The sequence below is a fragment of the Streptomyces sp. Ag82_O1-12 genome (assembly GCF_900182715.1).
Taxonomy (GTDB): Bacteria; Actinomycetota; Actinomycetes; order Streptomycetales; family Streptomycetaceae; genus Streptomyces; species Streptomyces massasporeus.
In genome coordinates, this window is record NZ_FXUW01000001.1 from 4,143,195 (window position 1) to 4,157,653 (window position 14,459).

Here is a 14,459-nt window from a genome sequence, read left to right on the forward strand (position 1 = left end):
GGTGACGGGCGGGCCCAAGTGGCTCGATTCTCCCGTATCCGAGCCTGATCACGGACAGGGGGTCAGTCGCGTTTGCAGATGCGGTCCAGGAGATTGGCCGTGGCCCGCTGGACACGGCTGTCGACGTGGCCGGGGCGGTCCAGGGCCGGGGACCAGGCGAACGTTCCGGATGCGAAGACCCAGGCACCGGACGGAGCGCGGTACAAGGACGTCTCCTGGTGGCGCGCGACGCCCTCCTTGTCGGTGTACGGGGAGTGGGCGAGCAGCGTGCGTTCCTCGTGCTCGGGCAGCGGGGTGCGCGGGAAATAGCGGTCGGCCTCGCCCGCCACCAGGTTCTCGACCTCGTCGCCCTCGTGCGCCCCGGTCGCCTCCCACAGCCAGTGTCCGGCGTTGCGCACGATCAGCGGCTGCGGCTCGGGGACGGGCCCGGCGTACTGGATGCCCATGAGCTGCTGCTCCGCTCGGTCGATCTCCCGCCACAGCACCGGCTTGCCCGGGCCCCGGCGCTTGCGGCAGGTCAGCAGCCGGTCGGGCACGCCGGACGGAGAGGGGCCCAGCTCCACCTGCCAGTACATGGAGTTGGCGGAGAGGAAGACCAGCGAGGTGCCGGCGTCACGGCCGCGCTCCACGGTGGCGCGCATGGCGGCCGACCAGTACTCGTCGTGGCCCGGGAAGACCAGGCCGCGGTAGCGCGTGGGGTCGACGCGGCCCGCGTGCAGATCACTGGCGTCGGCGTAGGCGACGTCGTAGCCGTAGCGCTCGGCCCAGCGGATGAAGTCGTAGGCATGGCCGACGTGCAGGGGCAGGCCCGCGCCCGCGTACGGACGGTCGAAGGAGACCGTCGTGGCGGCCCCGGACTCGCCGAGCAGCCGGCCCTTCTCGTCCCAGGCGTGGTAGAGGCTGGCGCCGGTGCGGCCGTCCTCCGGGTAGAGGTTGTACGCCTGCCAGGTGACGTCGGGCAGCACGAGCAGCAGGTCGGCGGGCTGGTCGTGGCGGACGGTGAAGGGAACGTGGGAGCGGTAGCCGTCGGCGGTGGTGAGGACGGCGACGTACGCGCCGATGTTCCAGTACGAGGGGACCTGGAGGCGCCAGGACAGCCACCAGTGGTGGCAGGAGACCGTACGGTCCGCGGTGAGCGGCGCGGGCTGGACGATGCCGGACAGCCGCGGGCTGGTGGTGATCTTCGCGGCGCCGTCACCGCCGTAGTGGCCGATGCGGTAGACGTCGACGGCGAACTGCTGCGGCGGGTCGACGGTGATGTGGAAGTCGATGGCCTCGCCGGGCGCGACCGCACCGGTGGAGGTGAAGCCCTTGATCTGGCGGTTGACGTCGTCGGCCGCGCGGGGGCCGCCGGAGCGGCTGCCCTTCTTCGACGGGTTCGACGCGTCCTGGTCCACGTACCAGGGGACGACCTGGCCCGAGTCGTCGAAGTACGTCACGTTGCCCCGCAGCCACGGAACGGGGCCCTGCCCGAAGGGATCCGTCACGGCGTGCGCCAGCGCTCCCGACTCCCAGCGGCGGATCTGCTCCGAGCCCATGGTTGCTTCCCCTCCCCTGTGCCCCCGTGGTGGTGCCTGCCCGTGTGGTGTGTGCCTGCCCGTGTGGTGTGGCCGGTGCTCTGCGGTGCGTGCGGCGGTTCGCGGTCCGTGCGACGCCGTCGTGCCTATGTGCCTGTCGTATGTCGCAAGCCCTTGCCCTGCACGCGAACGGTCCAAGCACATCACATAAAGCGCGCACTTCGTCACTGTTCGTTTTGAATTGGCCAGAACCGGAAGCTTGTGCTCCGGTGTTCAGCCGAGACGGACCGGCTTCTCCGGGCGTATGCCGAGCTGAGACAGCCAGACCCGCAGGGGCGTGGCGTCGCCGTCCTCGATGAGGGTGAGGACTTTGGGCGCCAGGTCGGCGGTGCGCTCACCGTCGATCAGGAGGGTCGGGCCGTCCAGCCAGTCCAGGCCCGGGGTCGCACCGGCGGTGTCCATCGCGGCGCAGCAGACCATCGCGGTGAGGTGGTCGGCGAGCAGCTCCCTGGCCGTGCGCGGGGGCTGGAGGGGGAAGAGGGGGAGGGCCCGGTCGTCCCAGAGGGCCGCGGGGTCGGGGGTCGGGGACGGGGAGGCGGGGGAGGGAGCCGCGGGGGAGGGCGCGGCCTCCTCGCGGGCCACTTCGGCGCTGAGACGGGCGGCGAGGGTGGCGCTTGGGGCCGTCGTACCTGCGAGGTCCTCGTCGTCGAGGGGGTCCGGTCTGCCGGGGGGCGGCGGACCGGTGGCTCCGGACGGCGCGGTGTCCGGGCCGGGCGCGGTGGAGCCCGCTGCGGGACCACTCGCTCCGGTGTTCCCGGCCGCCCACGCCGGACCCGGGTCCGTGAGGTGGTCGAGGACGCGGGACAGGGTCGGGGCGACGGTCGCGGGAGCCGTGGGGCCGGTGGCGGGGCGGACTCCCATCGCGTCCAGGACGCGGTGCAGGCGGGCCGCGTCGAGGCGCCACTTGCGGTCCACGACCTCGTCCGGGTACGCGCCCCAGTCCACCGGCGACCAGTCGGGTCCGGGCCCGGCGGGGCCGCCGTGGAACAGGCGCGCGGCGAGGAGGGAAGCGGCCTCGTCGACCGTGCCCGGCTCCTCCAGGAGATCGCAGGCGGGCCGCTCGCCGAGCCGGGACGCGAATCCCTCGGCCAGGCGGTCGCGCCGGGACAGCTCCGTGAGCGCCGCGACCACACCGGCGTCCAGCCGGGACGGCCAGCGGCCCATCCGCCAGGCGGGCAGTGCGACCCGGGTCAGCAGCCGGTCCCAGCCCGCGTACGCCAGGCCCACCTGCTCCTGGGCGACGATCCGCAGCCCGTAATCCACAGCCTGTGCGCGCTCCGCCGCCGCGGCCGCCACGCCCCGCTCCAGCTCGGCGGCATGGACCCGGCAGCTGCGCAGCAGAAGCCTGGCGACCCACCCGACCCCGGCGAGCACAACCCGCGACACCGGGTCGCGCCGGGGCTCCGAGGCCACGGCCACCGCGGCGTCCAGACCCCGGACGAAACGGCGGGCCGCGGCTATGTCCGGGTGGGCCGAGGGGCCCGTACCGGCGATGACCGGGGCGAGGACCGCGCGCAGCTCGCCGACCCGCATCCACCACAGGAACGGGGAGCCGATGACCAGGACGGGTGCCACGGGATGCCGGCGGTGCGCCCGCTCGCCCGCTCCCGCGATGTCGCGGTGCTCCTCGGCCGGGGGCGGTGCGTGGGCCGGGTGGGTGCGGTCCTCCAGCCAGCTGTCGCAGTCCGGGGTGAGTGCTATCGCGGAGGGCGCGGGGACGTCGAGGCGATCGGCGAGGTCGCGGACCATCCGGTACAGGTCGGGGGCCGCATCCTCGGAGACCGGGACGGTCGGGCTCATGGCGGGCCGGGCCCGGGCGACGACCAGGGCGACCCCTGCGGCGGCCAGCAGCACGAGGACCGCGAACGGCGTCAGCACCCAGCGGGCCGCGTCCCAGACGGGGCCCTCGAGGCGGTCGCCGACGGTACCCGCGAGCAGGATCACGGCGACGGCGGCCGGCAGCAGGGCGACGGCCAGGGCACGGCTGCGGATGCGCAGCACGGCCAGTGCCCGTGCTCGCGCGGCCTGCGCGCCTGCCTCCACACCCATTCCGGTCACGACCGACCTCACCCCCTCCCCGTTGACCCGACGCTGCCCTTGCTCACTCCCCCACTGTGGCACCCGTCACTGACATCGCAATGCCGGTGGGCCAAGTGCCGGAACGCTTGCGCCGCACCCTAGTTGGGGCTCCGCCCCCCGTCAGCAGGAAAGGGCATCGGTCACTCGATGGAATGGCTTTGGGGAGAGGTGGGTGACAGAAACGTGCGTCGGGCTCCGGCTCTCGCATACGGGCCCCGCCCCCCTTCGCATGGTTCAGGCCCCGGATCCTGAGACGGATCCGGGGCCTGGGGGGTTCATCGGCGGCGGGGTGGTTCCCCGCTCCGGCCGCAACGAGAGAGGGGGCTTTACGCTCCCGCCGCCTTCGCGGCGATGTCCGTGCGGTGCTGGGAGCCGTCGAGGCGGATGCGGCCGACGGCCGTATAGGCGCGGTCGCGGGCCTCGGTGAGGTCCTTGCCGGTGGCCGTCACGGACAGGACGCGGCCGCCCGCGCTGACCACGGCGTCGCCTTCCTGCCTGGTGCCGGCGTGCAGCACGTACGCGTGCGGGGCGTCCTGGGCGGCGACCTCGTCGAGTCCGGTGATCGGGTCGCCGGTGCGCGGGGTGCCGGGGTAGTTGTGCGAGGCGACGACCACGGTCACGGCCGCGTCGTCGCTCCAGCGCAGCGGCTCCAGGTGGGCGAGGTTGCCGGTGGCGGCGGCCATCAGCAGACCGGCCAGCGGCGTCTTCAGCCGGGCCAGCACGACCTGGGTCTCGGGGTCGCCGAACCGGGCGTTGAACTCGATCACGCGGACACCGCGCGAAGTGATCGCGAGGCCGGCGTACAGCAGGCCGGAGAACGGCGTGCCGCGCCGCTGCATCTCGTCCACGGTCGGCTGCAGCACGGTCTGCAGCACCTCGTCGACCAGCTTCGGGTCGGCCCACGGCAGCGGGGAGTACGCGCCCATGCCGCCGGTGTTGGGGCCCTCGTCGCCGTCCAGGGCGCGCTTGAAGTCCTGCGCGGGCTGGAGGGGTACGACCGTCTCGCCGTCGGTGACGGCGAACAGCGAGACCTCGGGGCCGTCGAGGTACTCCTCGATGACCACGCGCTCGCAGGCCGCCGCGTGGGCCCGGGCCGCTTCGAGGTCGTCGGTGACGACGACGCCCTTGCCGGCGGCGAGCCCGTCGTCCTTGACGACGTACGGAGCGCCGAAGGCGTCGAGGGCCGCGTCGGCCTCCTCCGGTGTCGTGCAGACGTACGAGCGGGCCGTGGGCACCTCGGCCGCCGCCATGACGTCCTTCGCGAAGGCCTTGGAGCCCTCGAGCTGCGCCGCCTGCCCGGACGGGCCGAAGACGGGGATGCCCGCGTCGCGCACGGCGTCGGCGACACCGGCGACCAGCGGGGCCTCCGGGCCGACGACCACGAGCTCCGCGCCGAGGCGGGTGGCCAGCTCGGTGACCGCGGCGCCGTCCGAGGCGTCGACCTGGTGCAGCTCGGCGACCTCGGCGATGCCGGCGTTGCCGGGGGCGCAGTACAGCGCGGTGACATCGGGGTCGTGGGACAGGGAGTGGCACAGGGCGTGTTCGCGGGCGCCGCTGCCGATGACGAGGACCTTCACGGGGTCAGCCTAACGGGAGACGCCGGGTTCCCTTTGTGCGGGCTTCCGAAGGGAGGGAGGATCTTGAGCTGGATGTTCCTCCAAGACGGGCCCGGTGTTCCTCGGGGAGCGTGTCCCTACGGGGCTCGTGTTCCTCGGGCGCGTGTTCCTCGGGTGCGTGTCCCTACGGGGCTCGTGTTCCTCGGGGCGCGTCTTCCTCGGGGCGCGTCTTCCTCGGGCGCGTGTTCCTACGGGCCGCGCAGGCGAGACCCGGCTATTCGTTCGTGAACTCCTCGACCACCGTCGCCCCCAGCTCCCGGACGATCAGCTCCTGACCGGAGAGGGCCGACTCGTCGAGGTCGGGGTCGTCGTCCTCGGGGATGTCCTCCTCGGCCGAGACGTGGCGCGGCGGTGGGGCGGAGGGCTGGGGGACGGAAGCGGTCGGCGCCGGGGCCGGGGTGGAGGCCGGGGCAGGGCTGCTCGACTGCTGCGTGGGGGCCGCCGGGGGTGCCGACTGGGGCGGGGCGGGGCGCTGGGCCGTGGCCGTACCGCCGCCGGCGTTGTAGCCGCCGCCACCGCCGGCGCTGTAGCCGCCACCGCCGCCTCCGAACCCGGAGGGGCCGCCCGGCGCCGGGGGCGCGGAGCCGCCCGAGGGGTCGACGATCGCCTCGATCTTCCACTGCACGTTGAACTGCTCGCCCAGCGCCTGCCGCAGCACGTCCTCGCTGCCGCTGCTCAGGAAGTTGTCCCGCGCGCCCGCGTTGACGAAGCCGAGCTGGAGGGTCGTGCCGTCGAAGCCGGCCACCTGGGCGTTCTGGCTGAGCAGGATCCAGGTGAAGCGCCGGCGGTTCTTGACCGCGTCCAGGATGTTCGGCCAGAGCATGCGGGGGTCGAGGCCACCGCCACCGCCGCCCGAGGCGGTGGGGGCGGGGGCCGGGGCGGCCGGCGCCGGAGCCGGAGGCTGGGCCGTCGCTGGGGTGCTGGGGGTGGGGGCGCTCGTCGGCGGGTTGTTCGCCGGTGGGGTGTTCGAGGTCGGCGCCCCCGGGGCGGCCGTGGGCCAGCCGCCGGGGCGACGGCCACCGCTGCCGGCGGAGGCGGCGGTGGGCCAGGCCCCAGGCGCGGAGGCGGCCGGGGCGGACTGGGGCTGGCCGCCCGGGGCCGGGGTGGAGGCAGCCGGGGCCTCGGCGGGGGCGCCGGGACCTCCCGGGGCACCAGGACCGGCCTGGGAGCCGGGGGCAGGGGCATGAGCCGGGGGCGCGGCCGGTGTCGTCGGCGCCGCACCCTGACCCGGTGCGGGCTGCGACGCACCCTGGCCCGTCGCCGGAGGGGCCGAGTCGGCCGCGGCCGGCGCAGGGCCGGCGCCACCGGCGCCGGGCGCGGCACCGCCGTTGCCCGGTGCGCCTGCTCCTGCTCCTGCTCCTGCTCCGGACGCACGGACGGCAGCGCGGGCCGCGGCCGGACCGCCGCCCGGTGCCACCGCACCGCCGCCGCCCGCCTGGACGGGAGCGGCAGCCGCTCCCCCATGGCCTTCCGGCCCGGGTACGTATCCCGCGGCGGGCATGCCGACGGGACCCGCGGAGTAGTTCACGCCGCGCTCGATCCGGTCGAGGCGGGCCATCACGGACCGCTCGTCGCCGTAGGCCGCGGGGAGCAGCACGCGGGCGCAGATCAGCTCGAGCTGGAGACGGGGCGAGTTGGCGCCGCGCATCTCGGTCAGACCCTCGTTGACGAGGTCGGCGGCGCGGCTCAGCTCGGCGGGTCCGAAGGTGCCGGCCTGGGCCAGCATGCGCTCGATCACATCGGCGGGGGCGTCGATGAGCCCCTTCTCCGCCGCGTCCGGGACGGCGGCGAGGATCACCAGGTCGCGCAGCCGCTCCAGGAGGTCGGCGACGAAACGCCGGGGGTCGTTCCCACCCTCGATCACGCGGTCGACCACCTCGAAGGCCGCGGCTCCGTCGCCGGTGGCGAAGGCCTCGACGACGGAGTCGAGCAGGGAGCCGTCGGTGTACCCGAGCAGGGCGGTGGCCATGGCGTACGTCACACCGTCGGCCGCGGCGCCGGCGAGGAGCTGGTCCATGACGGACATGGAGTCACGCACGGACCCGCCGCCGGCGCGCACGACGAGCGGGAGCACGCCCTCCGCGACGGGAATGGTCTCCTTCTGGCAGACCTGCCCGAGGTACTCCCGGAGGGTGCCGGGGGGCACGAGCCGGAAGGGGTAGTGGTGGGTCCGGGACCGGATCGTCCCGATGACCTTCTCGGGCTCGGTGGTCGCGAAGATGAACTTGAGATGCTCCGGCGGCTCCTCGACGACCTTCAGCAGCGCGTTGAAGCCGGCCGACGTGACCATGTGGGCCTCGTCGATGATGTAGATCTTGTACCGGCTGCCGGCGGGCCCGAAGAAGGCCTTCTCGCGCAGGTCACGGGCGTCGTCCACGCCTCCGTGCGAAGCGGCGTCGATCTCGATGACGTCGATGGAACCGGGGCCGTTGCGCGCGAGGTCCTGGCAGGACTGGCACTCCCCGCAGGGTGTCGGCGTGGGCCCCTGCTCGCAGTTCAGGCAGCGCGCGAGGATGCGGGCGCTGGTCGTCTTGCCGCAGCCGCGCGGCCCGCTGAACAGGTACGCGTGGTTGACCCGGTTGTTCCGCAGCGCCTGCTGCAACGGGTCGGTGACATGCTCCTGCCCGATGACCTCGGCGAAGGTCTCCGGGCGGTAGCGGCGGTACAGAGCGAGAGACGACACGCATACGAGGTTATAGGCGCCCACTGACATCGGGCCCTGCCCGGGCCCGGCCGGGAGATCCCGCCCCGGAACGCAGACGCCCCCCACGCACCCGCCAGAGCCGACCTACCCTTGCTGCCTTCCGGCCCTGGGGGAGTTCAGTCAGATAGCGCCGCGTGAGGGGCTGCGCCAAGGCTACCTGATGTCGGAGGCGGGAACGAGTTCGCGAGCACTCCTCAACGTCTTGTATTGTTTGCGGCGGAGGATTCGCCTAGAGGCCTAGGGCGCACGCTTGGAAAGCGTGTTGGGGGCAACCCCTCACGAGTTCGAATCTCGTATCCTCCGCCAGTGCCTCACCGGGCACGATGTCGAAGGGCCCCACCGCTTGCGGTGGGGCCCTTCGACGTTGTCCGTCTCACTTACCGTCTCAGTCGGGCTCAAGTGCCGTGCTGAGCTCCCATGGGAGGCGCTCCCTCAGCTAGACCGGTGATCGCACCTGCGCGCGGTGGCTGAAGGCTGAGCAACCTCCCCCTCAGCTCTTGGACGACTGGCAATCGCCGGCACCAGCTGTAGCCGGTACGCCCGCCCGCAGATGTGTGCGGCGACGACCCAGCGCGCACTGCTACGGAGCTTGGCCGCCTCGACGAGCAGGCTCTGAACGTCGATCGTGTACGGCTCGATGTCCTCCTCTTCGAGACGGCGGGGAGGCGCCCCGGACTCTGTCTTCGTACGGCATCCGCGGATCATGGAACTGAGCCATCCTTGACCTTGGCGCCGAAGCGGCCTCGGCCCGCCTGTGACGTTCCCTGCCTGTCGAGGTGCACCCTCATGAAGTCCCGATCGACGCTTGCGACCTGGCTGAGCAGTCCTGGTTGCATTCACCTGCGTACAGCACCGTTCAGGAGCCCCACCAGCCACAGCCGCACCACAGGTCAGAACGCCTCGTATCCTCCGCCAGCCCAGAGGGCCGGACCGCGAAAGCGGTCCGGCCCTCTGGCGCTTCCCGGTTCAGGAGGATTTCGCAGCCGCCCGCTTGGCGCTCCCGGTCTTGCCGGAGCCCGTGCTGCCTGTCTTGCCGGACCTCGTGGCGCGTCGGGACGCGGCAGCGGGGGTGCCCTTCCCCTTGGGCTTCTCCGCCGGTGCCTCGGTCCGAGCACGTGCCGACCGCGTCGGCGCGGTCGTCCACTTCAGTTCGATCTCCAGCTCGATCTCCCCATCGCCGATCTCGACCTCCAGCTCGCTGTGCAGGTCGTCGGGGATGCGCAGGCCCAGGGTTCCCGGACCCAGTTCCAGCTCGGCCTCCCCACCCTCCCTCAGCGCGTCTGCGAGTGCCGTGAGCTGGTCGGCGGCCTCCTGGCGTGTCAGCGAACGCTTCTGCTCGAACGTGAGGTCCTTCATGGGTGCCCTCCGATGCCTCCGATGCGGCAATGGCACAAGAGAAATTGGACGAAAGTCGGATGAAAGGGTGGGTAAGGCCATTTTGGCGCGAGGTGACGGCTTGGACATCCTCATGCGCCCCGCTGGGCTAGGCGCACCTGCACGCCCTCGTCCGCCGACTCCCACGGCGCACCGCGTTCCAGGCTCCGGCGCCCCTCGTCGAGCATCACCTCACGCACCCGCAGCGCCGAGTCCATGAGCCGCTCCCACTGCCACTCGGCGTCGAAGGCGCGCCTGGAGCGCTCCGTCGATTCGACCAGCCACTTGGCGGCCTCTTCCACGCCCTCCACGGACTGCGAAGCCGTTCCGACCCCTTCCAGGGCCCACGTCATCCACCAGGCCACGGGACCAATGTCCCGTTCACCGGCCGCGAGCGCACTCCGAGGCGCCGCCCGTGGAACCGGGCCCGCGGCGGGTCAGCCGCTCGCCTGCGGACCCCAGTGCTCGGGCCCCACGCCACGCCAGTCGATCCACGGAACCTCCGCCACGTCCGCGGGGTCGATCTCCAGCCCCGCGCGGCGGAGGAACTCCGCGACATCGGACACGTCGTGGGCGAGACCGAGGATCTCGCCGTCCACGCGCACGCGGCGGCCACCCGAGGGCGACGGCGGGTGCACGATCACGCGAATCGGTCCGGCCATACCTTCAGGATCATCCGGGACGTACGGTCCCGCAGGCCGGCGCGTCACCGGTGCAGCCGCTCACGCACGTGCCCGGCCTCCCGCCCCAGCTCACGCAGCTCCCACCACGCCGCCGGGCTGGGCCGTCGCCGCTGCCAGTAGGGGTGGAAGAACGCCTGAGCCGACAGCCGCAACAGACGCCGGCGCAGCTCGGTGCGGCCGGGCCGGTCGGCGAGCTGCCGGTAGGTGGCACTCCACTCCTGTTGCGCCCGGACGAGGTCGTCGGGAAACGTTCGCATGGCCGAATTCAATCATGTGTTCGATTTTTCGGGCCAGCGCAAGAGTCGGCGCTAGGCCCCGGCAACGCTTCTCTTACATCTCGGTTCGGGCACTGGACGTGGACAGCCGCAGCGCGAGGGGCGTCGGTAGGCGCATACTGAGGCCAATGACAAAGCCTGCTGCTTCCAAGCGTCATTTGCCTACCAGCCCCTTCAAGGCTCCGGTCGCCCCCGCTCCCAAGCACTTCGCCGTGGGTGACCAGGTCACGCACGACATGTATGGGCTCGGCCGGGTCATCGGCATCGAGGACGGGATCGCCGCGCTCGTGGACTTCGGTTCAGCGCAGATGCGGATCCTGAGCCCGTACGCCAAGATGACCAAGCTGTAGGACCTCCGTGCCCGGTCAGGGCACGCCTGGCCCTGACCGGGGCCAGTAACGAAAAGAGACCTCTCATCGAACCGACTTCGCTGTTCTCCGCCGTGGAAGGGCAGACCGACCGTTCCCGTGCGGGGTCGCCGGCTCCGGCGACCAACCCCTTCCAGGCCCCGGACTTCGGGGAGGACGAAACCTTCCCGCTCGACGACGTGATGGAGCAGCCCGCCCCGTCCGGACGTCCGGCGCGCCGCAGGGCCGCCTAGTCCCCCGGGGCCTCGAAACGGGGGCCCGTCAGTTCCGGGACGGCTGCCCGCCCGTGCGGTCCGACGTCGGCCAGACGTACGGCAGATCGTCGGGGGCGTCCGGGAAGAGCGTCGCGTAGGTCTCGGGGTCCTTGCGGACCAGGGCCGAGCGGTGGCTCTCGTGGAACGGGTCGTCGCCGAGCCAGGGCGGGAGTTCGCCCTCGGCGGCCAGCATGTGCTGGTCGCGGACGGGGGCGTGGGGGCGGGTCGCCGCCAGATCGGCCACCAGCGTCGCCGCGCAGGTGTCCTGGTGGCCCTGTTCGCGCCAGACACGGCAGATCTCCAGGCCGTAGCGGACGAGCGCCTCCTCGTAGCCGAGCCACATCTTCACGGCCGGGTGGCTTCGCCACCCGTAGCCGGGGACGACCAGGCCGCGCAGGACCTGAAGCGCCTCGACGCGTTGTTTGCCGAGCCGGCGGCGGTCGAGGACCAGGGCCGTGGTGCGGAAGTCGGGGTAGGGCAGGAAGGTCTGCATGCCGTCCTCGGTGATCCTTACCGGGCGTCGGTGATCCTTACCCTGCGTCGGTGGGCGTCTCGCGTCGGCTGAGAGCCAGGGCCAGACTGATCATGGCGACGCCCAGGACGCAGTGGAGCCAGTCGTCCGCGGTGTTCAGCGGCACGAAGTTGGCGTCGCTGTCATGGCCGACGGACAGGCCGTACACCCACAGCACCAGGTAGACGGCGCCGCCGACCAGCAAGTACGAGTACGCCCCGGCGGCCGTGCCCGCGAGGATCAGACCCGCGAGGCCGTAGCCCAGGTGCACGAGGTTGTGCAGGATCGACACCTGGAACAGGCCGAACAGTTCGGCGCCCGACTCGTGCGAGGCGAACTCCAGCGAGCCGTAGTCGGTGGTGACGCCGGGGAGGAAACCCAGCACGCCGACCACGAGGAAGACCAGGCCGAGCAGCACGGCGGCCTGCTGGACGGGGGCGCGGGCGGCCCGCCGGGACGCGGGTGTGGTCATGGCCGGTGGCTCCTCACGCGGGGGTCAGGGTCTGTTCCGCCCAGATGGTCTTGCCCACCGCGCTCTGGCGGGTGCCCCAGCGCTCGGTCAGCTGGGCGACGAGGAGCAGACCGCGGCCGCCCTCGTCGTAGGTGCGGGCGCGCCGCAGGTGAGGAGCGGTGTTGCCGCCGTCGGAGACCTCGCAGATCAGGGTCGAGTCGTGGATCAGCCGGAGCTGGACCGGTGGCTCGGCGTGCCGGATGGCGTTGGTGACGAGCTCGCTGACGACCAGCTCCGTGACGAACACGGCGTCGGAGAGCCCCCACCGCTCCAGTTGCGCCACCACGTCCTTGCGGGCCTGCGCGACCGCGGCCGGGTCGGCCGGCACCGCCCAGGTGGCGACCTGCCGCGCGTCGAGCGCCCGGGTGCGGGCGATGAGCAGGGCCACGTCGTCGGCCGGGCGCTGCGGCAGCAGGTCGGTGAGGACGGTGTCGCACAGGGCGTCCAGCGAGGCCGCCGGGCGGGCCAGGGCCTCCCGCAGCCGGCGGACGCCGGTGTCGAGGTCCCGGTCGGGCGTCTCGACCAGGCCGTTGGTGTAGAGGGCGAGCAGGCTGCCCTCGGGGAGGACCACCTCGGTGGCCTCGTACGGCAGGCCGCTCACTCCCAGCGGGGACGCGGCCGGGAGGCTCACGAGGTCGACGGTGCCGTCGGGGCTCACCACCGCCGGTACGGGATGCCCGGCCGCGGCGAAGCAGCAGCGCCGCGTCACGGGGTCGTAGACGGCGTACAGGCAGGTGGCCCCGACATTGCTCGAGGTCTCGGCGGAGCCTGTGTGCCTGCTCTCGGTGTCGCTCTCCTCCTCGGTGTTCAGACGGGCGACCAGGTCGTCGAGGTGGGTGAGCAGTTCGTCACAGGGCAGGTCGATGTCGGCCAGTGTGCGGACCGCCGTGCGCAGCCGCCCCATGGTCGCCGACGCGACCAGACCGTGGCCGACCACGTCTCCGACGACCAGGGCCACCCGCGCGCCCGAGAGGGGGATGACGTCGAACCAGTCCCCGCCGACGCCCGCGTGGGGGCCCGCCGGGAGGTAACGGGAGGCGACCTCGACGGCGGCCTGCCGGGGCAGCCGCTGCGGCAGCAGGCTGCGCTGGAGTGTGACCGCGGTGGCCCGCTCGCGGGTGTAGCGGCGGGCGTTGTCGATGCTGACCGCGGCCCGGGTGGCGAGCTCCCCGGCCAGGACCAGGTCGTCGTGCTGGAAGGCCTCCTGGTTGCGGTGCCGGACGAAGAAGGCGACGCCCAGGGTGGTGCCGCGGGCGGCCAGCGGCACGGCCATCACGGAGTGGATGCCGAACCCCCGGACCCGGGCGGCGCGGGCCGGGTCCTGGGCGAGCCAGGCGGTGAACGCCGGGTCGGTCACCTCGTGCAGGGCGGGGCGTTCGGTGCGCAGGCTCTCGAAAGGCATCGAGCCCGGGGGGTAGGAGTCCACCGCGCCGGCCGCCACGACCGACTCCGGGGCGCCCGGGGTGACCGACCGCAGCGCGGCCCGGCGCAGCAGCAGCGGCCCCTCCGCCGGAACCGCCGGCGCGGGCGGCTCGGGTGCGTCGTCCAGCGCGGCCAGCAGATCGACGCTGACGAAGTCGGCCAGGACCGGGACGGTCACGTCCGCGAGCTCCTGGGCCGTGCGCGTCACGTCGAGCGTGCTGCCGATGCGCCGGCCGGCCTCGGCGATCAGCTGGAGGCGCTTGCGGGCCCAGAACTGCTCGGTCATGTCGTGCGCCGAGAGGCAGACGCCCCGGATGGTGTCCTCGTGATCGCGCAGGGCGGAGATGAAGACCGACCAGGCGTGCTCATGGTTCTCGCCGGGCGCGCGCAGGTAGTTCTCCTGGTACTCCGGCTCACCGGTGCGCAGGACCCGGGCCATGCTGCGTTCCGCCCGCAGGCCGGCGTCCTGGTCGCTGATCTCGGACACGCGCAGGCCCCGCATCTCCTCCTCGGTGAGTGCCGTGGACCGTTCCATGTCGGCGTTGGCCCGGCGCAGCCGCAGCCGGGTGTCGTAGATCGCCTGGGCGCAGCACGGGGACTGGGCGAAGCTCCAGCTCACGAGGGACTCGTCGAGATCGGCCGGTGGCTGCCGGTCGGTCAGGGCGGAGACGATGAGCCAGGCGGGGGCGTCGGCGCCGGGCGGCCTGTGGTGGGCGAGGATCCCGACCGTCAGTTTCCGGCCGTCGCGGTGCCGGAGCGCCACCTCGCCGTTCCAGCGGGGCAGCCCGGCGAGCGTGGGCAGACCGCCCCGCGCCGGGATCGGCTCGGCCAGCAGATCCGCGGCGCGGCGGCCGGTCAGTTCTCCGGCCGAGTACCCGAGGAGCCGCTCGGCGCCCGCGTTCCAGCCGGTCACGGTGCCGTGTTCGTCGAGGGTGACACGGGCCGTGAGGGATGCGTCGACGAGGGCTTCGAGGACCTCGGGTTCTTCGCCGAACGACCGGCCGGCCCGGCCGACGGTGACGGGCTGCTCCATGATCGGTCATCTCACTCTCGGGGAGAATCAGCCGTAGCACCGGATTTGCACA

The 14,459-nt window shown here is 72.9% G+C and carries 13 protein-coding genes, 1 tRNA gene and 1 other RNA gene; 3 read left to right on the forward strand and 12 right to left on the reverse strand.

The genetic code is table 11. From position 1 onward, the window contains the following. Positions 1-62 precede the first annotated feature (62 nt). From QOL88_RS18995 to ffs, 5 genes are all read right to left on the reverse strand, one after another. The gene (locus QOL88_RS18995) at positions 63-1,538 is read right to left on the reverse strand and encodes a N,N-dimethylformamidase beta subunit family domain-containing protein (RefSeq protein ID WP_097217621.1); all 1,476 of its coding nucleotides are present in this window, start codon (positions 1,536-1,538) and stop codon (positions 63-65) included. Positions 1,539-1,790: 252 nt separating this feature from the next. Beyond that, on the reverse strand, positions 1,791-3,626 hold the full coding sequence (locus tag QOL88_RS19000) for an amino acid adenylation domain-containing protein (RefSeq protein WP_179879126.1): 1,836 nt from the start codon (positions 3,624-3,626) through the stop codon (positions 1,791-1,793). A 356-nt stretch (positions 3,627-3,982) separates the two neighbouring features. Next, the gene (gene purD, locus QOL88_RS19005; RefSeq protein ID WP_097217625.1) at positions 3,983-5,233 is read right to left on the reverse strand and encodes a phosphoribosylamine--glycine ligase; all 1,251 of its coding nucleotides are present in this window, start codon (positions 5,231-5,233) and stop codon (positions 3,983-3,985) included. Positions 5,234-5,486: 253 nt separating this feature from the next. Continuing rightward, a complete protein-coding gene (locus QOL88_RS19010) occupies positions 5,487-7,955 on the reverse strand; it encodes a DNA polymerase III subunit gamma and tau (protein WP_097217626.1) in 2,469 nt (822 codons plus the stop codon). 72 nt (positions 7,956-8,027) lie between these two features. Then, positions 8,028-8,122: signal recognition particle sRNA small type (gene ffs / locus QOL88_RS19015), an RNA gene on the reverse strand. 72 nt (positions 8,123-8,194) lie between these two features. On the opposite strand from ffs, the gene QOL88_RS19020 reads away from it, so the two are divergent. Further along, a tRNA-Ser gene (locus QOL88_RS19020) sits at positions 8,195-8,282 on the forward strand. A 660-nt stretch (positions 8,283-8,942) separates the two neighbouring features. Here the strand turns inward: QOL88_RS19020 and QOL88_RS19025 are convergent. The 4 genes from QOL88_RS19025 to QOL88_RS19040 form a co-directional block, all read right to left on the reverse strand. Further along, the gene (locus QOL88_RS19025) at positions 8,943-9,332 is read right to left on the reverse strand and encodes an amphi-Trp domain-containing protein (RefSeq protein WP_097217630.1); all 390 of its coding nucleotides are present in this window, start codon (positions 9,330-9,332) and stop codon (positions 8,943-8,945) included. Between the two features lie 110 nt (positions 9,333-9,442). After that, on the reverse strand, positions 9,443-9,715 hold the full coding sequence (locus QOL88_RS19030) for a hypothetical protein (RefSeq protein WP_097217632.1): 273 nt from the start codon (positions 9,713-9,715) through the stop codon (positions 9,443-9,445). A 72-nt stretch (positions 9,716-9,787) separates the two neighbouring features. Then, positions 9,788-10,012, reverse strand: a complete 225-nt coding sequence (locus QOL88_RS19035; protein ID WP_097217634.1) for a hypothetical protein — start codon at positions 10,010-10,012, stop codon at positions 9,788-9,790. A gap of 44 nt (positions 10,013-10,056) precedes the next feature. Then, positions 10,057-10,290: a DUF8825 domain-containing protein gene (locus QOL88_RS19040; RefSeq protein ID WP_097217636.1), complete on the reverse strand. Its 234-nt coding sequence runs from the start codon at positions 10,288-10,290 to the stop codon at positions 10,057-10,059. 146 nt (positions 10,291-10,436) lie between these two features. Between QOL88_RS19040 and QOL88_RS19045 the strand changes: the two genes are divergently transcribed. Beyond that, positions 10,437-10,658, forward strand: a complete 222-nt coding sequence (locus tag QOL88_RS19045; protein ID WP_097217638.1) for a hypothetical protein — start codon at positions 10,437-10,439, stop codon at positions 10,656-10,658. A 92-nt stretch (positions 10,659-10,750) separates the two neighbouring features. Beyond that, the gene (locus tag QOL88_RS19050) at positions 10,751-10,909 is read left to right on the forward strand and encodes a hypothetical protein (RefSeq protein ID WP_257027819.1); all 159 of its coding nucleotides are present in this window, start codon (positions 10,751-10,753) and stop codon (positions 10,907-10,909) included. A 28-nt stretch (positions 10,910-10,937) separates the two neighbouring features. Here QOL88_RS19050 and QOL88_RS19055 read toward each other — a convergent pair whose 3' ends face one another. The 3 genes from QOL88_RS19055 to QOL88_RS19065 are packed head-to-tail and all read right to left on the reverse strand — an operon-like array spanning position 10,938 to position 14,407. Continuing rightward, positions 10,938-11,423 carry an MSMEG_6728 family protein gene (locus QOL88_RS19055; RefSeq protein WP_097217642.1) on the reverse strand — a complete coding sequence of 162 codons (486 nt, stop codon included), beginning with the start codon at positions 11,421-11,423 and terminating at the stop codon, positions 10,938-10,940. 37 nt (positions 11,424-11,460) lie between these two features. After that, on the reverse strand, positions 11,461-11,913 hold the full coding sequence (locus tag QOL88_RS19060; RefSeq protein ID WP_097217644.1) for a DUF4383 domain-containing protein: 453 nt from the start codon (positions 11,911-11,913) through the stop codon (positions 11,461-11,463). A 13-nt stretch (positions 11,914-11,926) separates the two neighbouring features. Next, positions 11,927-14,407, reverse strand: a complete 2,481-nt coding sequence (locus QOL88_RS19065; RefSeq protein WP_097217645.1) for a SpoIIE family protein phosphatase — start codon at positions 14,405-14,407, stop codon at positions 11,927-11,929. Positions 14,408-14,459 lie beyond the last annotated feature (52 nt).